This is a genomic window from Streptomyces sp. NPDC107538, assembly GCF_055657445.1.
The window spans coordinates 645,969-670,654 of sequence record NZ_JBVKAY010000002.1 but is presented as its reverse complement, the minus strand read 5'-3'; the positions used below and the strand labels follow the sequence as shown (position 1 = coordinate 670,654).

Below are 24,686 nucleotides of genomic sequence, written 5' to 3'. Positions count from 1 at the left end.
CTCAGCTCCGCTTTCCCCCGGTGAGGCTCAGGTCCGTTTGAGGGTGCGCACCGGCTCTCCGGGCTTCCAGACCTGGACGACCAGATACTTGTCGTCCTCGACAGAGGTCCGTACGACCTCCGTCAGCTCGGTGCGGAAGAGGTGGAACGGCTCCGGCGGTTCCACCTCTTCGCCGTACGCCGCCTTGACCGCGGGATCCTCGACCTCGACCGCCCGCCCGCTCACCCGTACGTCACCGCCGCCCATCTCCGTACCGGGCCCGGGGTTGGCCTGCAGCGCGAAGCGGGGGTCGCGGCGCAGATCGAGCGCCTTGAGCGAGTCGGGCATCATCCCCAGCCACAGCTCCCCGTTCACGAACCGGACCTCCAGCCCGGTCGTCCGCGGGGAGCCGTCCCGGCGGAGGGTGGCGAGGACGTGATGGGTGAAGGCCCCGAAACGCGCCTCGACGGTCTGTGCGAACTCAGGTTCGGCGGCCACGAAGGCGCCCCAGTTCACCTGGGAGGGATTCACCTGCGAAAGATTCTCCGGCATACGTCGAGTCTCGCGCGGATACCCGACAACCACTGTCCGATTACCCCGAGCGACGTACGACACTGCCCGACCCGGCCGGGGGGCGCGCCCCCTGACTCGCTTCCGTGACTTGCGTAACGGTTGCGCACTCTCTTCACCGGACGGACCTGTTCTGCGCGGGGGACCGACGGTAACTTCCGCTTCGTAAAGGAAGTCACTCTGGAGGACACATGCACGGGCCCACACCGCCCCTGCCCCTACCCACCGACCAGCTCCGGTTCGCCATGCCGCCGATGCACGAGTCGGCGGAGGACGAGCGGCGGCACCGCAAGGAACGGCTGGCCGGGGCCCTGCGGATCTTCGGGCGACAGGGGTTCGAGGAGGGCGTCTCGGGGCACATCACCGCGCGCGACCCGGAGTTCAGTGACTGTTTCTGGGTCAATCCGTTCGGGATGCCGTTCAAGCACGTCACGGTGAGTGACCTGGTCCTCGCCAACCAGGACGGCCAGGTGATCGAGGGCCGCTACCACGTGAACCAGGCGGCCTTCACCGTCCACGCCCAGGTGCACGCCGCCCGCCCCGATGTCGTCGCGGTCGCCCACTGTCACTCCGTGCACGGCCGCGCGCTGGCCGCCCTCGGCGAACTGCTCGACCCGATCACCCAGGAGTCCTGCGCGTTCTACGAGGACCAGGCGCTCTACGACCACTACACGGGCGTCGCGGTGGACGCGGACGAGGGCCGCCGTATCGCCGGCGTGCTCGGCAGCCGCAAGGCGCTCGTGCTGCGCAACCACGGACTGCTGACGGTCGGCGACTCGGTCGACGCGGCGGCCTGGTGGTTCCTGTCCATGGAACGCTCGGCCCAGGTACAGCTCACCGCGAAGGCGGCGGGCCGCCCGCTCCTCATCGAACACCGGCAGGCGGTGGCGACACGGGAGCAGGCCGGCGGCGACCTGGTGGCATGGATCAACTACCAGCCGCTGTGGCAGGACATCAGCCGGAGCGAGCCGGATCTGCTGAGCTGAGCGGCATTTTCTTCGCGTTTTTCGGTCAGAAGCCGCGCAGCACCGCCGCCTTCGTGGCCGCGAACTCCTCGTCCGTGAGGACGCCGTCGCGGTGCAGCTCGCCGAGTTCACGGAGGCGGCGCAGCAGTACGTCGTGATGGTCCGGGGCGGCCGGGGCGGGTCGTGATGAGGCGGAGGGTTCCGTGAGTCGGGAGTGGTCCGGGTGATCGGTGGTACCGAGGGTGGACGGATGGGGCAGCCGTGCCGTGACGGCCGTGGCGACGAGCGCCGTCAGCAAATCCCGGCGCGTACTGCCCCACAGGTCCAGCGCGAACGGGTCCCGCTCCGGCGGCAGCTTCGAGAAGACGGTCTCCCGCGTCACGAACCGCAGGAACCCGTCCTCGTAACCGGAGTTGGGCAGCCACTCGACCCGCATCAGTTCGGTGACGTCGATGATCCGCGGGCCGGTCGCGCGTTTGACCCGGTCGGAGGTGTCGTTCCAGTCGATCCGGACCCGCGTACCGTCGAACGAGACGGTGCCGTCGCTGGACCGCACCGACACCGGCACGGGCGGCCCGGGCAGGAGATAGACCCGGGCGGGCTCCTTCGGCGTCTGCTCCAGCAGCATCGACTGCCGTATCTCCTCCGCCACGTACTCGGCGATCCCGGAACGGTCGAGATCGACGGTCAGCCGGTACGGGTCGGCCGCGTCCGGGAGCCGTCCCCCGGTGGCCTGGAGCAGCGGATCACTGCCCTCGCGAAGCCGCAACCTCAGCCGCCCGCGCTTGCGTTCGGGCTCGTAGACGACACCGGCCACCGCCTCCAGGGGCACCGCGACCTCCCCGTACGTCTGCCGGAACAGCGCCACGGAACGGTGCAGGCCCGGCGTGATCCGGACCGTGCTGCCGTCGAAGGCCCAGGTCCCGTCCCGCTGGATGATCTCGGCCATAGGAGGATTCTCGCAGCCGGGTCAACACGGGCGCCGGGACTTCACCCCGCGCATCACTTGCACGGAGCGGACCTGCCGGACGCGGACGGTGTTCCGTACGGCACAATTCGCTGTCATCGCAGGGCAGTTGTACGGCGGCACGGCTGTGGTAGTGAGCGGACGCATGTACGGCATCCGGCAGCGGCATCCGGCAGCGGTAGCGGGTGCGGTAGTGATGGCGATTTCTCGACAGCGATGTCGACAGCAAGGACGATGACGGCGGATGCCGAGGGACGCGGACGCGGAGGCGGACGCGACGCGGGAAGGCGGGCTCGGGCGTGGCGGTGCAGGAGGCTAGAGGGGGCATGGGCATGAGCGCCGGTGCCCATGAGGGCGGGTGCGCCTGCGGGGACTGCCCGCACGGCGCCCGCGCGGGACACCGGCGCGCGGTCGCCGAGTTCCTGCTGAAGCGGGAGGAGTTCGCGTCGGGACAGGGGCTGCCGGCGGCCGTCGCCCACTCCGCGTCCGCCTCCCGGCAGTGGGTCTCCGACGAACTCACCCAGTCCGCGGCCCTCGTCGCCGAACGCGGCCGGGTCGAGGGCGAGGCCTGGCTCGCCCGCCTCTGGCTGCGCACGGCGATCGTCGTCTGGGTCGCGGTCGTCACCCTCCTCCTCGTCCAGTCCCTCACCGCGATCGGCGCGGGCTGGACGGTCGCCCGCACCGCCGGTCTGCTCGCCGCCCTGCTGGTGGGCGCGGCCCTGACGGGCGCCGGATATCTGCACCGGGCCCGCGGCGGCGCCCTCGCCCCGGTCATCGGCGAGGACAACCGTCTCTCCACATCCCGTGCGATCGCGGCCGGCTGGGTGCTCTTCGTCGTCTTCGCGGTCCTCGTCCTCGTCGGCCGCCTCGCCGCCGCCTCCGACCACCGTGAACGCGACGCCCTCATCGCCGGCCTCGACCTCGCCCGCGGCGCCGGCATCGTGACCGTCCTGGCGGTCGTCTGCGGCATCGCGGTCCTGGTCCGGCGCGTGGTCGGCCTCCGCGTCCTGTCCCAACGCCTGCAGAAGGTCCGCGCCCACCGCCCGCGCGCCGCCGACCTCCTCACCGACGACTCGGGCCGGGGCAGCTTCACGGACATCCAGTACGTCATCGTCTGCGCCGTCGCCCTCACCTTCGCGGCGGTCCGCCTCGCCCGCCGCCCCGACCAGCTCCCCGACCTTCCCTGGGGCCTCGCCCTCCTCGTCCTCGTCTCCGCGGCCACCTACGTCGCCGGCAAGTACGCGGAGGGCGGCCGCCCCGTCATCCTCTCCGTGGTCCGCGCCCGCGAGGCCGGCGACCTCGACGCCCCCATCCGCAACGGCGACGACATCGAGATCCGCGGCTCCGGCTTCGTCCCACCCGGCGCCCAGACCGCCGACCACCTCTCCCGCATGGTCGTCCGCATCGGCCCCGTCCACGTCCACGTCCCCCTCGTCCCCGTCGCCGGCGGCTTCAGCAACCCCACCGACGCCGTCCTCACCGCCCCCGTCCCCGCCGACGTCGAACCCGGCAAGGTCGACGTCCAGGTCGTCACCGCCGCCGGCGTCGAAACCCCCCGCTACACGATCGAGGTCTCAGCCGACTGACCAACGACCGTGCGGCGACTTCGTCCGGCTGGGGCTGGGGCTGGGGCCAGGGCTCTCGGACGGGTCGGGGCGGCGGGGTGAGGAAAAAGGCTTTCGAGGCCACAACCCGCCCCTCGACAAGGCACCCCGACTCGGAAAAACACGCCCGAACCATTGAGCACCCCCACCCCTCCGAACGTATCGTCTGTTGAGGGGTCAACGGCACGGCGGACAAGAGGCGGCGCAGACCATGACTCACGACATTCGCTCGGACTCCCACACCCCCTACTCCGACGGCGGCTCGGACTGGCGGGACTCAGCCACCCGCTACGCCCTGCTGCCCCTACGCATCTTCCTCGCCGTCACCTTCATCTACGCCGGCCTGGACAAACTCACCGACAGCGCCTTCATGGCGGACTCCGGTTCCGGCTCCATCGGCGACATGATGAGCGCCGCCCGCGACTCCTCCGCCATCCCAGCCTTGATCGACATGGCCCTCAACAACCCCGTCGGCTTCGGCTACGCCATCGCCCTCGGCGAACTCGCCGTCGGTATCGGCACCCTCCTCGGCCTCCTCACCCGCCTCGCCGCGGTCGGCGGCGCCCTGATCTCCCTCAGCCTCTGGCTGACGGTCAGCTGGTCGGCCTCCCCGTACTACTACGGCAACGACCTCCCCTACCTCATGGCCTGGATCCCCCTGATCCTCGCCGGCGCCCCGGTCCTCTCCGTGGACGCGGCCATCCGCTCCCGCCGCCACGGCGGCAGCAGCAGGCACCGCGCGAACTCCTACCGCTGACCCACGAGCCGCCGCCGAACCGCGCCCGCGACCACCCCTCACCTCCCATCACCGCCGCCCCGAAGAACCGACCCGGGGCGGCCGCGCCGTCCCCACCGCTCCCCGACTCCACCCCAGGCCCACTCCGCCCGCCCACCCCAACAGGCTGAGCCGCCCGCGTCGTCCGTCCGCGTCGTCCGTCCGCGTCGCCCGCCCGCCTTGTCCGTGCCGTACGCCCACGCCGTACGCCCACGCCGTACGCCCGAGCAGTACGCCAACGGCCCCTGGACACGCTTCCGGTCGAGGTCAACCCCGACGAGGCCCCGGCCCCCCGCCCGCGACCGCCACCACCGCTTGCCTCCAGCACCGCTCGTCTCAGGTTGCGCGGCGTGCCCTCTGCAGCGCGCCCCTCATCTCATCTGGCCGGGTGCGGGCTCCGGTCACACTCCGGCGCCCCGCACTGGGAACCCCGTAGCCGGCCGGTCCGACCCCGGCTCGGCTCCGGCTCCCTTCCTCTGCCACCGGCCGAGCAGCCCCGTCCGGCTGCCCCCGATGCATCTCACCTCCCCGCCCGCTCGCACTTACCCCCTCCGCTCACCCCGCCGGCCCTCTCGACCCCGCCGCCCCCTCCGCGCCGCCCTTTCCCGCGCTCCCCGCCGCACCTATCGGCCCCGTCTCCCCGGTGGGCCCAGCCGACCCGGCCCCGCCAGCCGTGGCCCCGCCCATCGGCCCCGTCGGCCCCTTCCACCCAGCTCCCCGCCGCCCCCGTATCGCGTGATCCAGAAAGCCCAGCGCACCCGCCAGACACAGCCCTCCGACGACGAGCGGGATCACGACGAACCACGGGGTCTCCCAGGCAGCTCCCGCGTCGCCGAGGTAGAGGACACCGGCGGTGGTGAGGACGAGGCCGGCGACGAGCTTGCCCGGTCGGAACTCATGACGTAGCACGGGCCACCTCCGCCTGCCCCAGACCGACTTCGAGGTCGATGGTGAGTGTGCCGCCGTCGGCCGAACCCTTCTCGGGGGTCAGCGTCAGCCGATCGCTCTTGTCCGGTGCCACGTCCACGTCCTCCTTGTCGTCACCCGGCAACTGGATGTCACCGAGGCCCACTTCGACGTCGAGCCGTACGGTGACGTCCGGCGGCACCACCACCTTCACCTTGCCCGCGCCCACCTCCACGCTCGTGGTCAGCGTGTCCCCCTTGGCCAGGTCCACCCCGGAGAGGTCCAGCGTGCCCACACCCGTCCCCAGCTCGTAGCGGGCCGCCACGCTCTCCGCGTTCCGCGGTGCCCACTCCGTACGGACCCAGTCCGTGGTGATGTTGGTCGGGAGCGCCGCCGTGCACGCCAGGAGTCCCGCCGTGACCAGGGCCAGGAAAATCGACCCCGCTCCCGTACGGCCCAGGAAGGCGCTCAGGGCTATTCCCAGGCCGAACACGGTCAGCGCGCAGGCCAGGCCGGTCTGCAGGCTGGCGGCGAGAGCGCGGTCCTCCCAGGTCGCGCCGGTGCCGATACCGCCGGCGAGCAGCGCGAGCAGGAAGATCCAGCCGCCTGTCCAGCGCGGACCGCGCGGCTTCGGCGGGCGCGGGGTGCGTATGCCCTGGCGGGAGGGCGGCGTGCCGTGGGCGATGTTGAACGCCGCCGCCATGTCCCGGTCGCGGGTCCCCCAAGGCCCCCACAGATAGCCTGTGCCGCCCACATGCGTCCCGTCCTTGACTATCGGGTCGCGCCACCAGGAGGGGTAGGCGGAGGCCACGGGCGGCGCCTGGGCCTCCGGCGGCGCGTCGGCCACGGCCTGCGCGGCGAGCGGATCGGGGTCGGGGGCGCCGCGGTGCCGCGACCAGTACCCCGCGCCGGCCAGGAGCAGGGAGAGCACCACGGAGAAGGTCAGAACGCTGGTGTTGCTCAGCAAGGTGAGGAAGACACCGCAGCCGACCAGCGCGAAGAGCACGGCGGTGAGGGCGTGGCCGCCGACTCGGCCGGTCAGCAGCTTGCGTACCTCGTTCTCCTCCTCGTCGTCGTAGGGCACGAACAGCCAGGCGAAGCCGTAGAAGAGCAGACCGAGGCCACCGGTCGCGGCGAGGACCGCGAGCACCACCCGGAAGATCACCGGGTCCATGTCGCACTGCCGCCCGAGCCCGGAACAGACACCGCCCAGCATCTTGTACCGCCGATCGCGGCGGAACTTGTGCGGGGCGGCCGGACCGACGTCAGGAGTATCCGGGTCGTCCGGGTTGAGCAGCCCCGCCGATTCGGGGCCGGACGTTCCCGACGTGCCGGATGCGCCGGACACTCCGGGAGAGGGGCTGCCGGCAGCCCCAGTAGTCCCGGTAGCCCGGGCAGCCCCGGCAGCTCCTGCCGGATACCCGGTGCCTCCGGCAGGACCGGCGATGGCCGCTTGATCCGTGGGCGCGTCCGGGCCCGCCTGCGTGCCCCCGCGCGAGCCCGCGCCCGTGCGCGGTTGCCCGCCCGTCCGCCTGGCCGCGTCCGTGTGCGGGTCCGTGCCCGCGTCCCCGTGTGCGCGCGGCTCCTCTGCCCCCGTGCCCGGTGGGGGCACGGCGTCCTGCGGCTCGGTGGGGGGCCGCAGGGCGTCCGGACCCGAGCCGGGGCCCGGCTCCGCTGCCGCGTGCTGGTGATCCGTCATGCGTCCATCGTGACCGCCGAGCCGGTCCGATGGCAGTCGGGATGACCCTGGTCGAACCCTGATATCCGCCCCGGGATGCGTTCGATCATGGTGGGCCGAAGATCAGGGGCGTCTCGGGGGTCGACCCTGATGCCTCGATCGGCCGTGCGTGTGAACATCGATGGCATGCCGGAAGCCGCAGCACTGCCAGTCGACACTCCGCGGCCCCCGCGCAAGCTCTACCGCAGCAGCGACGGACGCTGGCTCGGAGGAGTGGCGCGAGGGCTCGCCGGACATCTCGGCCTGCCGGTGACCTGGGTGCGGCTCGTGTTCGCCGGCCTCTTCCTGGCGGACGGCCTCGGCGCCCTGGTCTACGCGGCGTTCTGGTTCTTCGTCCCGCTCGGCGTGGGAGGCGTCGACAATCAGCGGCCCCCGGCCATCGCCACCGAGACCTCCCCCGACGGCCGCCGCAGACTCGTGGCCCGCAAGCCCGACCGCGGTCAGATAGTCGCCCTCCTGCTCATGGTCGTCGTGGCCATGGTCTTCGTCGGCAATGTGAACCTGGGGGAGGGCGCCAGGGCGTATCTCTGGCCGACCGTGCTCGTCGCGGCCGGTGTCGCCCTGGTCTGGCGGCAGGCGGACAACGCGCGGCGGGCCCGCTGGGCGGAGGTCGGCCGGCGTCGGCGCACGATCACGCTGCTCCGCTCCGTGGCCGGTGTCCTGCTGGTCACCGCGGGAGTCTCCGGGATATTCGTTCTGCAGGGCTCGGCCGCCCACCTCGGCTCGGTGCTGCAGGCCGCGCTCGCCGTCATCGTGGGTATAGCGCTGCTGGCAGGCCCGTACCTCGTCCGCATGACCCAGGACCTCTCCGAGGAGCGCCTGATGCGTATCCGCGCCCAGGAGCGCGCGGAGGTCGCGGCCCATGTCCACGACTCGGTGCTGCACACGCTGACTCTGATACAGCGCAACGCGGACAGCCCGAACGAGGTCCGCCGCCTCGCCCGCGCCCAGGAGCGCGACCTGCGGAACTGGCTGTACAAACCCGAGGGCACAGGAAAGGACGAGGCCGATGAGCCCGACACGCTCGCCGAGGCCGTGCGGCGGAACGCGGCGGAGGTCGAGGACAAGCACGGCGTCCCCATAGAAGTGGTCGTCGTCGGCGACTGCCCCCTCGACGAAGGACTGACCGCGCAGATGCAGGCCGCGCGCGAGGCGATGGTGAACGCCGCCAAGTACGGTGGCGAGGGCGGCGCCGTGCAGGTCTTCGCCGAGGTCGAGGGAAGGACGGTCTTCGTGTCCGTCCGGGACCGCGGCCCCGGCTTCGACCTCGACGCGATACCCGCCGACCGCATGGGCGTCAGAGAATCGATCATCGGCCGTATGGAGCGCAACGGGGGTACGGCACGGCTCCGCGCCGTACCGGACGGCGGCACGGAGGTCGAGCTGGAGATGGAGAGGGCGGAGACGACGTCATGAGTGACGCGAACGGGGCGAACGACACTGCCGCACAGGGCGGTTCGGGCACGGGCCCGGACGGGGGCCAGGGAGGTCCGGCCGCGCGGGGCACGCGTGCGGCCGAGGGCGGGCCCGACGCATCCGCCACGGCCGGGCCGCCCGCCACGGCCGCAGCCGGAGCTGGGACTGAGGCCGAGGCCGGAGCTGCTCAGCCCGGTGCCGGTGCCGGTGCTGGGGTCGGGGTCTCCGGGCCCGGGCGGCATGTCCGGGTCGTGCTCGTGGACGATCACCGGATGTTCCGCACGGGAGTCCAGGCCGAGATCGGGCAGACGGACCACACGGGGGTGGAGGTCGTCGGGGAGGCGCCCGACGTGGACCAGGCGGTCTCGGTGATCACGAGTACGCGGCCCGAGGTGGTGCTCCTCGATGTGCATCTGCCCGGCGGCGGTGGGGTCGAAGTGCTGCGCCGCTGCTCGGCGTTGATGGCGGACGCCGAGCAGCCCGTGCGGTTCCTCGCCCTGTCCGTGTCGGATGCGGCGGAGGATGTGATCGGTGTGATCCGGGGCGGTGCGCGCGGCTATGTCACCAAGACGATCACCGGCTCGGACCTGGTGAACTCCATCTTCCGCGTTCAGGAGGGCGACGCGGTCTTCTCCCCGCGCCTGGCCGGCTTCGTCCTGGACGCCTTCGCCTCCACCGACGCCCCGCCCGTCGACGAGGATCTCGACCGGCTCACCCAGCGCGAGCGCGAGGTGCTGCGTCTCATCGCCCGCGGCTATGCGTACAAGGAGATCGCCAAGCAGCTCTACATCTCGGTGAAGACGGTGGAGTCCCATGTCTCGGCCGTACTGCGGAAGTTGCAGCTCTCCAACCGGCATGAGCTGACGAGATGGGCGACGGCACGGCGCCTGGTCTGAGGGCAGGGCGGCCGGTCGGGCGCCGCCCCCGCCCGCCCGTCGGTGCGCACCCCCGCCCGGCCCGTGCCGCCCGCGCTCAGGCCGTCCGCTTCAGGCCACCCGCGTCGCCCCCGCGTAGGGCATCTCGTCGAGAGGGGCCACGCGTACCGGGGCCGAAGGGTTCGGGGCGTGGATCATCTGGCCGTTGCCGACGTAGATGCCCACGTGGCTGATGCCGGAGTAGAAGAAGACGAGGTCGCCGGGGCGGAGTTCGGAGCGGGCGACGCGGCGGCCGGCGTCGATCTGGGAGTAGGTGGTGCGGGGGAGGGAGACACCGGCGGCGCGGTAGGCCGCCAGGGTGAGGCCGGAGCAGTCGAAGGCGTTGGGGCCGGTGGCGCCCCAGACGTAGGGGCTGCCGAGCTTGGAGTAGGCGTAGGAGACGGCCGCGGCGGCGCGGGAGTTGGGGGCCTCGGTGGAGGCGGAGACGGGGGAGACCGGGCCGGTGAGGTCGCGGCGGGCCGAGGCTGAGGAGCGCGAGGCGTGCCCGGGGGTGCCGCCCGGGGCGTCGAGCCGTGCGCGGTCCTCGGTGGTGAGCCGGTCGAGCAGCTGACGGGCGTCGGTCAGTTTGGAGGTGACGGTCTTCTTGTGCCGCTTCAGCTCCGTCTGCCGGGTCTTGAGCGTGCCGAGTTCGACGCGGGCGGCGCCGCGCAGCCGTTCGATCTCCAGGAGCTGCTTCCGTACGCTCGCCACGTCGGCCGAGTGCCGGCTGCCGACGCGCTCGGCGAGGGCGGCGCCGTCCAGGTACCGGTCCGGGTCGGCGGAGAGCGCGAGCTGCCAGGAGGGGTCCATGCCCCCGCCGCGGTACTGCGCGGCCGCGACCGAGCCGAGTTCGTCGCGGGACGAGTTGAGCCGGTCGGTGCGGCGGGCGGCCTGGTCGCGCAGCTCTTCGAGGTTCTCCTGGGCCTTGTCGGCCTTCTCCTTCGCGCCGTTGTACTTCTCGGTGGCGACCTCGGCCTCTTGGTAGAGCTTGTCCACCTTCGCCTTGACCTGGTCGGGCGTGAGCTGTGGATCGGCGTGCCCGGTGCCGTCGAAACCGGTCGCGGTCGCCGCGCCCGCGAGGGCGAACGTCGCGGCCGTGCGGACCGTGTGGCCGCCGAGTGAGCGCTGTCTGGGCTTGCGGTGCGCTGCCACGTGGGGTGCGTGTCCTCTCCGTACGACCGCCGTCCGCGGTACGGACATCGTCTGCCCGTACGGACCGCCTGGGGGGAGCGGTGACACGTCCGGCGGCGGCCCGCACAGGGGGAGCGGGACGCCGCCGGACCTTCTCGGCGGGGGTGGCCGACTGCCGCCCCTGGCCCGGGCGGCGGTGGGGAGCCGGTCACCTGAGGGAGGACGCTAAACCTGACTGTGAGGGTCCGGTAACGCGTTGTACGGAAGTGGCGTGCACCGACCGTGAGGTGACCGTATGTGACCGTGATCCCGTCCTGGCGCCGCCGACTTCACGCTGTGCGATGACCGATGCGGTGATTTCGGACCAAGCGGGGGTGTGGCGGTGCTATGCGGCGCATATATGCAAGATCGACAGAGCGTCTCGGCCGCCCCGGTGCCCGGCGGGGCGTGGGCCTCTCATTAGGCTCCGCGCATGGACGTCCTCATCCACATCCTCGTCGCCCTCCACATCATCGGCATCGCCTCGCTCCTGGGCGGTTTCCTCACCCAGATGAAGGCCATGGGGCAGGGCACCGCCCGCTTCGTCCCGGCCATGCTCCACGGCGCCCTCACCATGCTGGTCACCGGCGCCCTCCTCGTCGGCCTCAACCAGGCCGACGACCAGCCCGTGAACAACATCAAGATCGGCGTCAAACTCGCCCTGCTGATCGTGATCCTCGGACTGGTCTACGTGAAGCGGGACGACGAGACGGTGGAGAAGCCGCTGTTCGGACTCGTGGGCGCCCTGACCGTCGCGAACATCTTCATCGCGGTGCTCTGGACCTGACGGACCCGCCCAGCCCAGCCCCGCGCCGACCATCCGCGGCCCCGCCGCTACGCCGGTCGCACCACGCTGTGGATCGACGACTCGCCGTCGTAGAAGACCGACTCCTCGCGGACGTACGTGCCCGGCTTCGGGGCGTGGATCATCATGCCGTTGCCGATGTAGAGGCCGACGTGGCCGATGTTGTCGTAGAAGAAGATCAGGTCGCCGGGCCTGGCGTTCGCCAGGGAGACGGTGGTGCCGCTGTCGACCTGGTCGTAGGTGGTGCGGGGGAGGTCGACGCCGGCGGCCTTCCAGGCGGCCTGGGTGAGGCCGGAACAGTCGTAGGAGCCGGGGCCGGTGGCGCCCCAGACGTACGGCTTGCCGATCTGCGCGCGGGCGAAGGCGAGGGCCTTGGCGGCCTTCGAGGCGTACGTGGAGTCCTCGGCGGTGGCGGCGGTCTCGGTGGTGGTGCCGGTCGACGCCTCCGTGCCGGTGGAGGGCTTCTCCTGGACCGTCCCCTGGGTTCCCTGGGTTCCCTGGGCGCCCTGGGTCCCCTGGGCCGTCTGTGCCGCCGCCTGCTGCCGCGCGAGTTCCTCGGCCTTGCGGTCGGCCTCCTCCTGCTCGCGCTGTTCGATCGCGGCGAGCCGGGCCTTCTCCTCGGCGGTGAGGGTGGAGAGCAGTTCGCGGGCCTCGGCCAGCTTCGCCTGGACCGTGGCCTTGCGGGCCTTGAGGGTCTTCTGCGACTCGGTGAGCTGTTCGAGGCTGTCGCTCGCCTCCTGGCGCTGCTCCGTCGCCTCGGCCTGCTCGGTGACGTATGCGTCGACGGCTTCCTGCTGACGGTCCGTCAACCGGTCCATCAGCTGGTTCTGGTCGAAGTAGGCCTGCGGGTCGTCCGCCAGGAGCAGTGAGGCCTGGTCGGGGGCGGCCGCGCCGTCGCGGTACTGGGCCGCGGCGAACGAACCCAGCTCCTCCCGCGTCTCGTTGAGCTTCTCCTGGCGCTTGGCGACGGTTTCGAGGAGGGTCTCGACCTGCTTCTTCTGCTTGGTCGTCCGCTCCTTGGCCGCGTTGTAGTTCTCGGTCGCCGATCCGGCCTTGCGGTAGAGGTCGTCGACCTTCTTCTCGACTTCCTCCAGGCTCGGCTTGTCGTCGGTCGAGGGCGAGGCCGCGGCCGTCTGCGAGAGCAGGGCCACGGAGGTGAGTGCGGCGGTGGCGAGGGCGGGGGTGCGGATGCCCGCGCGCGTCCGGCCGGCCGGACGCGGCTTGCGGTGCGGCGCCATGGTTCGGCGTCTCCTTCCGTTGTCCGCCTACCGAGTTAGCTGTCGGGTTCGGGCGCAAGCTTCGGAAGGTTTGCCCTACGACCCTTGCCGCGTGCGGCGGTCGGGCCGATTCACCCCGGAGGTCGGTGGGTCCCCGGCTCCGGCGCCCACGTAAGGCGTACCGGACTCGGCGGAGGCCGTGCGGCCCGGCGACGTTCGCCGGTTGGGTCGTACGGTCCTAGGGAAGAAGCTAGCCAACTCGTGTGGCCCGTGTGAAGGTTGATGTTCGATATGCCCGATACGTTTTCGTGACCTTAGCCTCTTCGGCGCGACAGGCGGTAGGCTCGATCGCTCACCGTCGTACGGCGGTCGCGGTGCGTGGCGGATGTGGACTTCCCGGGGCGGCCTCTCGCTGTCAGTGGGGGCGCCTAGACTCGGAGAGCGATGAGCAGCCTCTTTGACGACAGCTTCCTGGCGGACCTCCAGGCCCCCCGCGGCCACGCGGAGGAGCCCCCGCCGCCGCCCGAGGACGATCACGTACCGGAGCCGCTTCCGGACGATCTGTTCGGCGGGAAGTTCGACGCGCCCCCGGACCGGGACGCGTACTACCGCGACGGCGCCCCCCGCCCCGCGATCGACGCGGCGGCGCTCCTGGACGGGCTGAACGACAACCAGCGCGCGGCCGTGGTCCACGCGGGCTCGCCCCTGCTCATCGTGGCCGGCGCCGGCTCCGGCAAGACCCGGGTGCTCACCCACCGCATCGCCCATCTGCTCGGCGAGCGGCGGGTCCATCCCGGCCAGATCCTCGCGATCACCTTCACCAACAAGGCCGCCGGCGAGATGAAGGAGCGCGTCGAGCAGCTCGTCGGACCGCGCGCCCACGCCATGTGGGTCATGACCTTCCACAGCGCCTGCGTACGGATCCTGCGGCGGGAGAGCAAGAAGCTCGGCTTCACCTCCTCCTTCTCGATCTACGACGCCGCCGACAGCAAGCGGCTGATGGCGCTCGTCTGCCGTGATCTGGACCTCGACCCCAAGCGCTTCCCGCCCAAGTCCTTCAGCGCCAAGATCTCGAACCTGAAGAACGAGCTGATCGACGAGGAGGACTTCGCCGCGCAGGCCGCCGACGGCTTCGAGAAGACCCTCGCCCAGGCCTATGCGATGTACCAGTCGCGCCTCCGCGAGGCGAACGCGCTGGACTTCGACGACCTGATCATGACGACGGTCAATCTGCTGCGCGCCTTCCCGGACGTCGCCGAGCACTACCGCCGCCGCTTCCGGCATGTCCTGGTCGACGAGTACCAGGACACCAACCACGCCCAGTACGCCCTGGTCAGAGAGCTGGTCGGCACCTCCGAGCACCCCGTCGACGTACCGCCCAACGAGTGGGACGTACCGCCCGCCGAACTCTGTGTCGTGGGTGACGCCGACCAGTCGATCTACGCCTTCCGCGGCGCGACGATCCGCAACATCCTCCAGTTCGAGGAGGACTACCCGGACGCGACGACGATCCTGCTGGAGCAGAACTACCGCTCCACGCAGACGATCCTCTCCGCGGCCAACGCGGTCATCGAGCGCAACGAGTCCCGCCGCCCGAAGAACCTGTGGACCAACGCGGGCGCGGGCGCGCGGATCACCGGCTATGTCGCCGACACCGAGCACGACGAGGCCCAGTTCGTGGCCGACGAGATAGACCGGCTGACGGACGCGGGCGACGCGAAGGCCGGAGATGTCGCGGTCTTCTATCGGACGAACGCCCAGTCCCGAGTCTTCGAAGAGGTGTTCATCCGCGTCGGCCTGCCCTACAAGGTCGTCGGCGGTGTCCGCTTCTACGAGCGCAAGGAGGTCCGGGACGTCCTCGCCTATCTGCGCGTTCTCGCCAACCCGGAGGACTCCGTCCCGCTGCGCCGTATCCTCAATGTGCCCAAGCGCGGTATCGGCGACCGCGCCGAGGCGATGATCGACGCCCTCTCGCAGCGCGAGAAGATCAGCTTCCCGCAGGCCCTGAAGCGCGTCGACGAGGCGTACGGCATGGCGGCCCGGTCGACGAACGCGGTCAAGCGGTTCAACACGCTGATGGAGGACCTGCGGACCGTCGTCGAGTCCGGGGCCGGACCGGCGACCGTCCTGGAGGCGGTCCTCGAACGCACCGGCTATCTCGCCGAGTTGCAGGCCTCCACCGACCCCCAGGACGAGACCCGGATCGAGAACCTCCAGGAACTCGCCGCCGTCGCCCTGGAGTTCGAGCAGGAGGCCGGGGCCGCGGAAGGCGAGACCGAGGGCGACGCGCCGGCCGCGGCACCCGCCGGCCTCGCCGCCTTCCTGGAGCGGGTGGCGCTGGTCGCCGACTCCGACCAGATCCCGGACGAAGAGGAGGACGGCTCGGGCGTCATCACGCTCATGACCCTCCACACCGCCAAGGGCCTGGAGTTCCCGGTGGTCTTCCTCACCGGCATGGAGGACGGCGTCTTCCCGCACATGCGCGCCCTCGGCCAGACCAAGGAGCTGGAGGAGGAGCGCCGTCTCGCGTACGTGGGCATCACCCGTGCCCGTGAACGGCTCTACCTCACCCGGTCGTCGCTGCGCAGCGCCTGGGGCCAGCCCTCGTACAACCCGCCCTCCCGGTTCCTGGAGGAGATCCCGGCCACCCATCTGGAGTGGAAGCGCACCGGTGCCTCCGCGCCGGTGTCCTCGGGCCCGGCCGCCGGGATCGTGTCCTCGCTGTCCTCGTCCCGCTCCCGTTCCTCGGCCTCCGGCGCGTCCGGCTTCGCGACCCGCCGCGGTGACGAGAAGCCGGTGGTCTCGCTCGCGGTGGGCGACCGCGTCACCCATGACCAGTTCGGCCTCGGCACGGTCGTCGGGGTCGGGGGCGCGGGCGCCAACGCGGAGGCGACGATCGACTTCGGCGACGCCAAGCCGAAGCGGTTGCTGCTGCGGTACGCGCCGGTGGAGAAGCTGTAGCCGACGGTCCGCCGGTGAGGTGACATGACTCGGGCCCCTGCTGAGCAGGGGCCCGGTCTTTGGTTTTGTGTCCGTCGCGGTTACGTCGGGTCCAGCCCGTGGCTGCGCAGCCACGGCAGGGGGTCGATCGCGGAGCCGCCCGCCGGGTGGACCTCGAAGTGCAGGTGCGGGCCGGTCGAGTTGCCCGAGTTGCCCGAGTAGGCGATGGTGTCGCCGGCCTTGACGGTCGTACCGGAGGCGACCTTGTACGTGGAGAGGTGGCAGTACCAGGTCTCGGTGCCGTCCTTGGCGGTCACGATGACCATGTTGCCGTAGGCGCTGTTCCACTGGGTGCGTACGGTGCCGTCGGTCGCGGCCATCACCGGGGTGCCGTAAGTGACCGGGAAGTCTATGCCGGTGTGCAGGGACATCCAGTTGACGCCGGACTGTCCGTAGTACGCGCTGAGTCCGTGGCGGGCGACCGGCAGGGCGAACTTCGGCCGCAGGCGCTCCTTGCGGGCCGCCTCGGCGGCCGCCTTCTTCTGCTCCAGCTCCTGCTGGGCCTTGAGGTCGATGCGCTCCTGCGTCCGGCTGGCCCGGTCCGCGAAGTCGTCGGCCTCGGCGGAGAGGCTCTCCAGCTGGGTGTCGAGCTGGTTGTTGGCCATGGACGGCTTCACGGCGGTGGCGTCCGACTTGACGGACGCCGTCGTCTCCGTGTCGTCCGAGGTGGCGCCGACCGAGGCCGCCGCGATGCCCGCGACCCCCATGACACAGGCCGAGGGAACGGCCACGGTCAGCAGGGCGGAACGTTTGGCCGGAGCCTTCCGGCGGGACCGCGATGCCGCGCGGGTGGCCGCCCGGCCGGGGCTCGCGCCGCCGGCGGTGGCCGGGGTGACCTCCTCCTCGCCGTCGAGGAGAACGGCGCCGCGGTCCGCGTCGCCGTTCTCGAACTCGCCGTCCGCGGGGAGGTGTTCGTCCTGGTCGTACGGGGCGATCTGCTCGAAGGTGGCGGTCGCCTGCTGGTGGAAGTCCGCGGCCTCGGCCGACAGGTCCACGCCCGACAGGTCCACCATGACGGTCTGCGGGTGCTCGTGCGCGTCGCCGCCGTGCTCGTCAGCCGCCGGGGTGCCGTCGCTGTTCCACTGCGTGGCGTCGAACGCGCCCGTGTCGAAGTGCTGGGTGCCGATCCACTGCTGGGTCTGGTCGGACGAACCCAACTGGCCCGACTCGTCGGACTGTTCGGCCTGCAGCCAGCCGCTCGCGTCCCACTGTCCGCTCGCGTCCGGCCCCGTCGACTGCGTCGGGACCTGGGAGAGGTGCTCGTAACCGGCCGACCAGGACGTCGTGTCGTAGCCGCCCGTGTCGTACGCGGCCTGGTGCTGCGCGGCGTACGAGTCGTAGTTCGGCGTCTGATGGCTGCCCGTCGACCACTGGGAGGCGTCATAGGTGCCGGTGCCGGTGCCGGAGTCGTTGCCGGGCAGGTCACCGAAGAGCGGGTCGGTCGCGAAGGTCCCGGTGACGGTCGCCTGGGCGCCGTTGCCGGAGTCGAAACCGGTGGCGGAGTAGTCGCCGTACGTGGTGAAGTCGCCGTACGTGGCTTCCTGGTGGCCGTACGACGCGTAGTGCGCCGGGTCGGCTTCGGAAGCCGGAGCCGGGGGTGTTGCGGTCCCCGACGGGTGACGATCGTTCACCAACTTCTCTTTCGCCTCGACGACAGGGGCTGGCAGAGCAGTGCGGTGACTGTACCCGGCGGTATGCGGGCGCGACAATCTTCAACGGGTTTCACGCGCGCAGGAAACGGGCATTCGAGCGTCTTTCGGCGGTCTGTGGGCACGACCTTGGCCTTGCGTTCGAGAGCTGTTCGAAAGCGGATGGCTGTGTGAGGGGCGTGAGACGCCCGTGCCGCCGGGGGCGAGACGTTTCGCCGGGTGGCGGTGCGTCGGGCGGGGGCGCGTTGATGTCGTCGGGAGGGCGTCGCGCGTCGGGTGCGTGGCGGGGGCGCGTGGGCGTGCGTCATGTTTGGCGCCGTATGTCCGTGTTTCGCCGCCCTGTGTCGCACGTCACGTCACTGCGCTTGTCGGGGGCCGGCCCCGGTGAGGCCCGGTCAGGCCACGGTCAGGCCGCCGGGGCGGGCGGTGGCGCGGGTGCCTGTCCGCGAGGTGTCGAGGGCCTCCCGGATTCCGGCGGCGACGGCCGGGTGCACGGGCAGGGCGAGGTGGCCGATCCCGGTGACCCGGATGTTCTGTGCCATCAGGTCCGGGTGGTCGACGCAGGCCGTCTCCAGCGGCGCCATCACATGGTCGAGGTCGCTCCAGAACGCCACGAAGTGGGTACGACAGCCCGGCGCCGGCTCCCGCAGCTCCTCCAGCACGTCCGAACCCGGCCGCATCTGGCGGACGATCGGGTGCGCGTCCGCCAGCGGCACGGCCCGGGTGCCGCCGTGCGGGGTGCCCAGGGTGACAAGGGTGCGGACGCGGAGGTCACCGCCGAGCCGCTGCACGTAGTACCGGGCTATCAGCCCGCCGAGGCTGTGCCCGACGACGTCCACCCGCTCCTGGCCCGTCCGCTCGCAGATGTCCTCGATGTGCCGGCCGAGCAGCTCGGCGGCGGCGCGGATGTCGCAGGTCAGGGGTGAGTAGTTGAGCGACTCCAGGTGCCGGCCGCCGGCTTGCGCCAGGGAGCGGCGCAGCAGGACGAAGACCGAGCGGTTGTCGATGAAGCCGTGCAGCAGGACGACCGGGGGCTTCTCCTCGGTCGGCAGCCGGGGTGCGTCGGCCGGCGGGAGGGTGGGCGTGAGCCGGCGCTCCTGTGTCATCCCGGAGGGGTACAGCAGCAGATGCCCGGCGAGGATCGCCAACTCCAGGGCGGTCGCCTTGAGAAGAGCCATGGAAAGACCTGGCAGCTGGGTGGGCAGGAACCGCTCGCAGAGCGGAAGAAGGGGCGCGACCGCCCTGGTGACCTTCATGCCCGACCTCCCGTCGGCAGACGGGCGGACGTCTCTGTCCCCCGTGTGCCCTAGTGAAGAGCCCCGGTGCGGGCGGCGGTCGGCGGGGCGATGCGACGTGACGCGGTGCGTGTGGCGTGCGTGACGTGCGGTGCGTGCGCGACGTGTGAAGCGCCGCTCACGCGGCGGGGGTTCGGCCCTTCCGGCTCCCCGCTGCCCTGCCCTCCGCCGTCTGCCGGTGCCGATTCACTCCGCCGCCCCGGCCTCTCTCGGGTGGTGGGGCGGTGGTGCGGTGCGGCATCCTTCCGACGGCTCTCCTTGCGCACGCTTCCTCGTGGCGCGCACGCCACGGGAGCCTCTGGCCGGCGGCCCGGAAACGGTCCGGATGCCGCGATCACCTCCGTGATCACCTCGGTCCCCGTGACGCGTGAGCCGCGGAAACCGGGAGCGGTGCGCGGCGAACGTGTCCCACCGTGTGATTTCCCCCTCGCCCGGCACCGCGAAACGGCCGCTTGCACGATGCTGGAGAGAACGTTCGTTTACTTTCCCCGGGTTCGGTGGGGAGGGGTTCCATGGACCTGGGCCTGGATCTGGACCTGGACCCGAACCTGGAGCGGTGGTGTGCGTGGTGTGGGCGATTCGCGGTCCAGGTGCGCCAGTGTTCGTTATGGGTTGATGTAGTCGTTTCGTGGAGGCAGTGATGGGTGTGGCAGCCGGTCCGATCCGTGTGGTGGTGGCCAAGCCGGGACTCGACGGTCACGATCGCGGGGCCAAGGTGATCGCGCGGGCGCTGCGCGACGCCGGTATGGAGGTCATCTACACCGGCCTTCACCAGACTCCCGAGCAGATCGTCGACACCGCGATCCAGGAGGACGCCGACGCGATCGGTCTCTCCATCCTCTCCGGCGCCCACAACACGCTCTTCGCCGCCGTCATCGAACTCCTCGAGGAGCGTGACGCCGAGGACATTCTCGTCTTCGGCGGCGGGATCATTCCCGAGGCGGACATCGCTCCGCTCAAGGACAAGGGAGTCGCCGAGATCTTCACGCCCGGGGCGACGACGGCGTCGATCGTGGAGTGGGTGCGGGGGCATGCGCGGCGCTCTGGCTGCGCCTGATAGCTCGGGGGTGCGGGTCGGTTGGGCGGGTGCGGGTGCGTGGGGCTTCTCGCGCAGTTCCCCGCGCCCCTGAAAAAGCGGGGCTACGCCCCTGCTTTTTCGGCCCGAAAGAGCCGTAGTAGGCCCGCAAGGGCCCGCGGCCCTTAAGGGGCGCGGGGAACTGCGCGAGCAACCCCCACTCACCCGCACCCGCCAACGAATGCCGCACCCCCGAGCTATGACGCGCCCGGCGGCTCCAATTCCGCCCGCATCGTCGCCCGCAACCGCAACGTCGTCGCGAGCCGCTGAAACGCCTCGGCCCAGTACCCACCCGCCCCCGGCGCCGCATCCTCCGCGTCCTCCGGCACAGCAGTCAGCGGCTGGAGCCGCACCGCCTCCGCAGGATCCAGGCACCGCTCCGCCAGCCCCATCACCCCGCTGAAACTCCAGGGATAACTCCCCGCGTCCCGAGCGATGTTGAGCGCGTCCACCACGGCCCGCCCCAGCGGCGGAGCCCACGGCACCGCGCACACCCCGAGCAGCTGAAACGCCTCCGACAAGCCGTGCGTGGCGATGAACCCCGCCACCCACTCGGCCCGCTCCGCACCCTCCAACGTCGCCAGCAGCCTCGCCCGTTCGGCCAGGGACACGGCCCCCGGACCGCCCGCCTCCGGCGTGGAGGGCGCGCCCAGGAGTGCCCGCGACCAGCCGGGGTCCCGCTGCCGCACCGCCGCCCGGCACCACGCCCCGTGCAGCTCGCTCTGCCAGTCGTCCGCGACCGGCAGCGCCACGATCTCCCCCGGCGTACGCCCCCCGAACCGCCGCGACCAGGCCCCGAGCGGTGCCGCCTCCACCAACTGGCCCAGCCACCACGACCGTTCGCCCCGCCCGGCCGGAGCCTTGGACAGCACACCGTCGCGCTCCATGCCCGGGTCGCACTCGTGCGGGGCCTCGACGACGAGCGTGGGGGTCCCGGCGGCCGAGGGGGTGCCGTCCGGGTGGTCGACGGCGACACACGCCGTCGCCCGCTTCGCCATGCGCCGCGCGAGCGCCGAGTCGGGCAGCGCGGAGAGCAACTCCGCCGCCGTGGCCCGCACATTGCGGCTGCGGTCGGCCAACGCGGCCTCCAGGAAGGGTTCGTCCGCCGGCTCCAGTCCCGTACGGAGTGTGTCGAGGAACATCAGCCGGTCCTCGGCCCGCTCGGTCGGCCAGGTGGCCGACAGCACCTCACGGGCCGAGGCGGCGTCCCGGGCCCGTATCGCCGTGAGCAGGGCGACGCGCTCCGCGAACAGGCCCTCCTGCCACAGTCGTCGCACCCGCTCGGGCTCGTCCGGACCCGGCAGCGCCGCGCCCCCGCCGGGCACGGCCCGCAGCGCGAAACGCCAGTCCGGGTTCAGCCGGGCCAGCCACAGCGCCCGCGGGCCCGCGAAGGCCAGGACGGCGGGACGCAGATCCGTACGGCCACGCGCCGCGTCCAGCAGCGCGGGCAGGGCCTCCGGAGGCGCCGTGTAACCGTGTGCGTTGGCCAACGCCAGCCACTGGGGCAGCAGTTCCATCAGATCGGGAGCCGTGCCCCGCCGACCGCCGCCGGTGCCGGGCCGGTCGGTCAGCAACGTCGTCAGCCGTCGTGCCGCGGCGGGCGGCAGCGGGGAACGCAGGTCCGGCGCCGCCGGCTCCGGTCGCGCCGCCGCCCGCACCGGCCGGATGCCCGCCCGGCGCCGCACGGTCTCCACGGCCGCCGCGTCCAGCAACGCCACGGGCGCCTCCCGGCCCGACGTCGCCCCCGGCGGCGTACGCCGGTCCGTCCCGAGCAGCGCGGTCGTGACCAACTCCTCCCAGGAGAGCCCCGCCGAAGCCTCAGAGGTACCGGTCATGAGGTTCCTTCCGTGTGCCGTCTGGGCGTGAACCGCTGCCACCGCTGTCGTCGCCGTCGTCTCTCGGGCGACAGCTTCCGCCGATGCCTCCGCTCTCCCCCTCAGCACAGCGACACCGCCTGCCCCGCCGAGTGCCGCGCGTCCTCCTCCGCCCACGCCGTCAGCGGTGTGAAGCCGCGGTGGCCGCACTCGCCGAAGACCGTGACCGGTGTGCCGCCGGAGAGGGCTATGAGGCGCCACAGGCCGGGGCGGGAGCGGGCGGAGGGGGTGAGGGGGAGGGCCAGGTCGCCGTCGGCGTCGGCCAGTTGCCAGGAGTCGCCGTCCGGGGTGGGGATGACGCGGGTGAGCGTGACCGGGGAGGAGTCCAGCCAGGGGTCGTCCCGGAGGGCCGTGCCGTAGCGGGCCGCCGCCTCGGCCGGAGTGATCCCCGGCGGTCGTACGGCGGTGGGCTCGGGCGCGGTGAAACGCTCACCGAGGGCCGAACGCGGCTGTCCCGCGCCCGGGTAGGCCGACATCTCGGCCTCGAACGCCAGCCCGACCGGCAGTGACAGCTCGGGGGCGCGGCCGGCGGCTCCATAGGAGAGGAGCAGCGCCGTACGGCCCGACCCGGTGCCGTGCAGCCAGATGCGGCGGGTGGTGAGGTGGGAGTCGGACGTGTCGTACTGGGCCAGCGTGAGCCAGCGGTCGCGGACCGGTGGGCCGTCCGGGGAGCCGGTCAGGCCGATACGGGAACGGACCGTGGCCGCGAGGCCGTCCGGGAGCAGAGCGCGGCGCAGCCAGCCCTGGTCGAGAAGGTGGAGCAGGGCGCACTCCTCCAGGAGCCGGACCGGCCAGCCCGGACCCGAGCCCGGTATCGCGCCCAACTCCCGCACTCGCGCCGCCAGTCCGGGGGCCTGGGCGTCGACCATCCGGGCCGCCGTCTCCTCCCATAGCCCGTACCCCGCCTGTTCCGCGGCGGCCAGGCCGCCGCGGAACAGGTCGGTCAGACGCTGTTCGAGCTCCGCCGCGCCCGCGGTGATCCGGTCGGCGCGCCGCTCCGCTCGTCGGCGCGCCGCCTCGGGATCAGCGGACGTGGCCCCAGATGCCGCGTCCGTCCTCGTCGTCCTCGCCGCTGCGCGCGTGCGGCGGCCTGACAGCCACTGCTCCGCCCAGTCCGGCACCGGTCCGGGCGGCACCGCGGTGTCGTCGCCCGACCAGAGCAGGAGCAGCCCCAGCGCATGCTTGCACGGGAACTTCCTGCTCGGACAACTGCAGTTGTAGGCAGGCCCGGAGGAGTCCGCCACGTCGATGATCGTCTGATACGGCTTGCTGCCACTTCCTTTGCACAGTCCCCACACCGTCCCCTCGTCCGAACTGCCAGCACTCGACCACGGCCCTGCCACGGCGAGTTTGCTTCCGGCTTTGCGCGACGCTGCGTCAGGTGCCAATGCCAGCACCTGCTCAGCCGTCCAGCGCACCCCCTGCTGAGTCATGTTCTGAAGGTAGATCCCACCACTGACAATTGGCTTGCGCGATCCAATTTCCGCAGGTCAGACTGGATTGTCAGTGGCGTGGTGCAGGGTGGTCACCAGATCCGAACCGGCCGAGCTGGAGGGGGACTCAGCCATGCCTGTGTCCGTTGGAACGACCACTGTCGACCCGAGCCACAACCAGTCCGCGCCCGCGAACGCCTGTGCGGGCGGTGAGAGCGTGCGCACGGGCGGTGAGGTGCTGCGGGCGCACGCCGAGCACGCCTTCGCCGAGGAACTGGCCGCGCTGGCCGCCCAGGACGACCGGCCCCGGCCGGCCCGCTGGAAGCTCTCGCCGTGGGCCGTCGCCACCTATCTGCTCGGCGGCACGCTGCCGGACGGCACGGTGATCACCCCGAAGTACGTCGGGCCGCGCCGCATCGTCGAGGTCGCCGTCACCACCCTCGCCACCGACCGCGCCCTGCTGCTGCTCGGCGTGCCCGGCACCGCCAAGACCTGGGTGTCCGAGCACCTCGCGGCAGCCGTCAGCGGCGACTCCACCCTGCTCGTACAGGGCACTGCGGGCACCCCGGAGGAGGCGATCCGGTACGGCTGGAACTACGCGCAGCTGCTCGCCCACGGCCCCAGCCGCGACGCGCTCGTGCCCAGCCCCGTCATGCGGGCCATGGCGGAGGGCATGACGGCCCGCGTCGAGGAGCTGACCCGCATCCCCGCCGACGTCCAGGACACGCTGATCACGATCCTGTCCGAGAAGACGCTGCCGATACCGGAGTTGGGTCAGGAGACACAGGCGGTCCGCGGCTTCAACCTCATCGCCACGGCCAACGACCGCGACCGCGGGGTGAACGACCTGTCGAGCGCGCTGCGCCGCCGTTTCAACACCGTGGTGCTGCCGCTGCCGGAGAGCGCCGACGCCGAGGTCGACATCGTCTCGCGCCGCGTCGACCAGATCGGCCGCTCCCTGGACCTGCCGGCCGTGCCCGACGGCGTCGACGAGATCCGCCGCGTCGTCACGGTCTTCCGCGAACTGCGCGACGGCGTCACGACGGACGGCCGTACGAAGCTCAAGTCGCCCAGCGGCACGCTGTCCACCGCCGAGGCGATCTCCGTCGTCACGGGCGGGCTCGCCCTCGCCGCCCACTTCGGCGACGGCGTCCTGCGGGCCTCCGACGTCGCCGCCGGGATCCTCGGCGCCGTCGTCCGCGACCCGGCCGCCGACCGTGTCGTCTGGCAGGAGTACCTGGAAGCGGTCGTCCGCGAGCGCGACGGCTGGACCGACTTCTACCGGGCCTGCCGCGAGGCGAGCGCGTGAGGGGGAGGGGGGAGGAGACGGCGGA

Annotated in this window: 18 protein-coding genes and 1 riboswitch; of the genes, 9 read left to right on the top strand and 9 right to left on the bottom strand. The window is 71.9% G+C overall.

What is annotated here, in order from left to right:
* Positions 1-27 precede the first annotated feature (27 nt).
* Positions 28-531 carry a pyridoxamine 5'-phosphate oxidase family protein gene (locus ACZ7MG_RS08815; protein WP_471385472.1) on the bottom strand — a complete coding sequence of 168 codons (504 nt, stop codon included), beginning with the start codon at positions 529-531 and terminating at the stop codon, positions 28-30.
* A gap of 209 nt (positions 532-740) precedes the next feature.
* Here ACZ7MG_RS08815 and ACZ7MG_RS08810 point away from each other — a divergent pair, with 209 nt between their 5' ends.
* Positions 741-1,535, top strand: a complete 795-nt coding sequence (locus tag ACZ7MG_RS08810) for a class II aldolase/adducin family protein (protein WP_471385474.1) — start codon at positions 741-743, stop codon at positions 1,533-1,535.
* A gap of 25 nt (positions 1,536-1,560) precedes the next feature.
* On the opposite strand, the gene ACZ7MG_RS08805 is transcribed toward ACZ7MG_RS08810, so the two are convergent.
* Entirely contained in the window at positions 1,561-2,463 is a 903-nt protein-coding gene (locus ACZ7MG_RS08805) for a DUF4429 domain-containing protein (protein ID WP_471385476.1), read from the bottom strand.
* A 350-nt stretch (positions 2,464-2,813) separates the two neighbouring features.
* Here ACZ7MG_RS08805 and ACZ7MG_RS08800 point away from each other — a divergent pair, with 350 nt between their 5' ends.
* Together ACZ7MG_RS08800 and ACZ7MG_RS08795 are read left to right on the top strand one after the other, a co-directional pair.
* Complete coding sequence (locus tag ACZ7MG_RS08800) at positions 2,814-4,067, top strand: hypothetical protein (protein WP_471385478.1); 1,254 nt, start codon at positions 2,814-2,816, stop codon at positions 4,065-4,067.
* 229 nt (positions 4,068-4,296) lie between these two features.
* Positions 4,297-4,842: a DoxX family membrane protein gene (locus tag ACZ7MG_RS08795; RefSeq protein WP_471385480.1), complete on the top strand. Its 546-nt coding sequence runs from the start codon at positions 4,297-4,299 to the stop codon at positions 4,840-4,842.
* A 913-nt stretch (positions 4,843-5,755) separates the two neighbouring features.
* Here ACZ7MG_RS08795 and ACZ7MG_RS08790 read toward each other — a convergent pair.
* Positions 5,756-7,213, bottom strand: coding sequence for a PspC domain-containing protein (locus ACZ7MG_RS08790; RefSeq protein WP_471385652.1), 1,458 nt, complete (start codon positions 7,211-7,213; stop codon positions 5,756-5,758).
* 381 nt (positions 7,214-7,594) lie between these two features.
* On the opposite strand from ACZ7MG_RS08790, the gene ACZ7MG_RS08785 reads away from it, so the two are divergent.
* Complete coding sequence (locus ACZ7MG_RS08785) at positions 7,595-8,920, top strand: ATP-binding protein (RefSeq protein ID WP_471385482.1); 1,326 nt, start codon at positions 7,595-7,597, stop codon at positions 8,918-8,920.
* Positions 8,917-9,816, top strand: coding sequence for a LuxR C-terminal-related transcriptional regulator (locus ACZ7MG_RS08780; protein ID WP_471385484.1), 900 nt, complete (start codon positions 8,917-8,919; stop codon positions 9,814-9,816). Before ACZ7MG_RS08785 ends, ACZ7MG_RS08780 begins: the two co-directional genes overlap by 4 nt.
* A 90-nt stretch (positions 9,817-9,906) precedes the next feature.
* On the opposite strand, the gene ACZ7MG_RS08775 is transcribed toward ACZ7MG_RS08780, so the two are convergent.
* Positions 9,907-10,986 carry a C40 family peptidase gene (locus ACZ7MG_RS08775; protein WP_471385486.1) on the bottom strand — a complete coding sequence of 360 codons (1,080 nt, stop codon included), beginning with the start codon at positions 10,984-10,986 and terminating at the stop codon, positions 9,907-9,909.
* Between the two features lie 451 nt (positions 10,987-11,437).
* Here ACZ7MG_RS08775 and ACZ7MG_RS08770 point away from each other — a divergent pair, with 451 nt between their 5' ends.
* The gene (locus ACZ7MG_RS08770; RefSeq protein ID WP_471385488.1) at positions 11,438-11,791 is read left to right on the top strand and encodes a hypothetical protein; all 354 of its coding nucleotides are present in this window, start codon (positions 11,438-11,440) and stop codon (positions 11,789-11,791) included.
* Positions 11,792-11,838: 47 nt separating this feature from the next.
* Here the strand turns inward: ACZ7MG_RS08770 and ACZ7MG_RS08765 are convergent, their stop codons facing one another.
* Positions 11,839-13,047 carry a C40 family peptidase gene (locus ACZ7MG_RS08765; protein ID WP_471385490.1) on the bottom strand — a complete coding sequence of 403 codons (1,209 nt, stop codon included), beginning with the start codon at positions 13,045-13,047 and terminating at the stop codon, positions 11,839-11,841.
* Between the two features lie 9 nt (positions 13,048-13,056).
* Positions 13,057-13,229: riboswitch (cyclic di-AMP (ydaO/yuaA leader) on the bottom strand.
* A 241-nt stretch (positions 13,230-13,470) separates the two neighbouring features.
* On the opposite strand from ACZ7MG_RS08765, the gene pcrA reads away from it, so the two are divergent.
* Entirely contained in the window at positions 13,471-15,987 is a 2,517-nt protein-coding gene (pcrA, locus tag ACZ7MG_RS08760; protein ID WP_471385492.1) for a DNA helicase PcrA, read from the top strand.
* A gap of 80 nt (positions 15,988-16,067) precedes the next feature.
* Here the strand turns inward: pcrA and ACZ7MG_RS08755 are convergent, their stop codons facing one another.
* A complete protein-coding gene (locus ACZ7MG_RS08755) occupies positions 16,068-17,657 on the bottom strand; it encodes a M23 family metallopeptidase (RefSeq protein ID WP_471385494.1) in 1,590 nt (529 codons plus the stop codon).
* 413 nt (positions 17,658-18,070) lie between these two features.
* Positions 18,071-18,931 carry a lipase family alpha/beta hydrolase gene (locus tag ACZ7MG_RS08750; RefSeq protein WP_471385496.1) on the bottom strand — a complete coding sequence of 287 codons (861 nt, stop codon included), beginning with the start codon at positions 18,929-18,931 and terminating at the stop codon, positions 18,071-18,073.
* Positions 18,932-19,610: 679 nt separating this feature from the next.
* On the opposite strand from ACZ7MG_RS08750, the gene ACZ7MG_RS08745 reads away from it, so the two are divergent.
* Positions 19,611-20,027 (top strand): cobalamin B12-binding domain-containing protein, encoded by a 417-nt coding sequence (locus ACZ7MG_RS08745; RefSeq protein ID WP_471385498.1) that lies wholly within the window; start codon positions 19,611-19,613, stop codon positions 20,025-20,027.
* Between the two features lie 215 nt (positions 20,028-20,242).
* On the opposite strand, the gene ACZ7MG_RS08740 is transcribed toward ACZ7MG_RS08745, so the two are convergent.
* Positions 20,243-21,880, bottom strand: coding sequence for a DUF5691 domain-containing protein (locus ACZ7MG_RS08740; protein WP_471385500.1), 1,638 nt, complete (start codon positions 21,878-21,880; stop codon positions 20,243-20,245).
* A 101-nt stretch (positions 21,881-21,981) separates the two neighbouring features.
* Entirely contained in the window at positions 21,982-23,352 is a 1,371-nt protein-coding gene (locus ACZ7MG_RS08735; RefSeq protein WP_471385502.1) for an SWIM zinc finger family protein, read from the bottom strand.
* Between the two features lie 133 nt (positions 23,353-23,485).
* On the opposite strand from ACZ7MG_RS08735, the gene ACZ7MG_RS08730 reads away from it, so the two are divergent.
* Positions 23,486-24,661: an ATP-binding protein gene (locus tag ACZ7MG_RS08730; RefSeq protein WP_471385504.1), complete on the top strand. Its 1,176-nt coding sequence runs from the start codon at positions 23,486-23,488 to the stop codon at positions 24,659-24,661.
* Positions 24,662-24,686: the final 25 nt, after the last annotated feature.

Coding starts and splice junctions, on each gene's coding strand:
- ACZ7MG_RS08815 (WP_471385472.1), bottom strand. CDS start 531: ATGCCGGAGAATCTTTCGCAGGTGAATCCCTCCCAGGTGAACTGGGGC.
- ACZ7MG_RS08810 (WP_471385474.1), top strand. CDS start 741: ATGCACGGGCCCACACCGCCCCTGCCCCTACCCACCGACCAGCTCCGG.
- ACZ7MG_RS08805 (WP_471385476.1), bottom strand. CDS start 2,463: ATGGCCGAGATCATCCAGCGGGACGGGACCTGGGCCTTCGACGGCAGC.
- ACZ7MG_RS08800 (WP_471385478.1), top strand. CDS start 2,814: ATGAGCGCCGGTGCCCATGAGGGCGGGTGCGCCTGCGGGGACTGCCCG.
- ACZ7MG_RS08795 (WP_471385480.1), top strand. CDS start 4,297: ATGACTCACGACATTCGCTCGGACTCCCACACCCCCTACTCCGACGGC.
- ACZ7MG_RS08785 (WP_471385482.1), top strand. CDS start 7,595: ATGCCTCGATCGGCCGTGCGTGTGAACATCGATGGCATGCCGGAAGCC.
- ACZ7MG_RS08780 (WP_471385484.1), top strand. CDS start 8,917: ATGAGTGACGCGAACGGGGCGAACGACACTGCCGCACAGGGCGGTTCG.
- ACZ7MG_RS08770 (WP_471385488.1), top strand. CDS start 11,438: ATGGACGTCCTCATCCACATCCTCGTCGCCCTCCACATCATCGGCATC.
- ACZ7MG_RS08765 (WP_471385490.1), bottom strand. CDS start 13,047: ATGGCGCCGCACCGCAAGCCGCGTCCGGCCGGCCGGACGCGCGCGGGC.
- pcrA (WP_471385492.1), top strand. CDS start 13,471: ATGAGCAGCCTCTTTGACGACAGCTTCCTGGCGGACCTCCAGGCCCCC.
- ACZ7MG_RS08750 (WP_471385496.1), bottom strand. CDS start 18,931: ATGAAGGTCACCAGGGCGGTCGCGCCCCTTCTTCCGCTCTGCGAGCGG.
- ACZ7MG_RS08745 (WP_471385498.1), top strand. CDS start 19,611: ATGGGTGTGGCAGCCGGTCCGATCCGTGTGGTGGTGGCCAAGCCGGGA.
- ACZ7MG_RS08740 (WP_471385500.1), bottom strand. CDS start 21,880: ATGACCGGTACCTCTGAGGCTTCGGCGGGGCTCTCCTGGGAGGAGTTG.
- ACZ7MG_RS08735 (WP_471385502.1), bottom strand. CDS start 23,352: ATGACTCAGCAGGGGGTGCGCTGGACGGCTGAGCAGGTGCTGGCATTG.
- ACZ7MG_RS08730 (WP_471385504.1), top strand. CDS start 23,486: ATGCCTGTGTCCGTTGGAACGACCACTGTCGACCCGAGCCACAACCAG.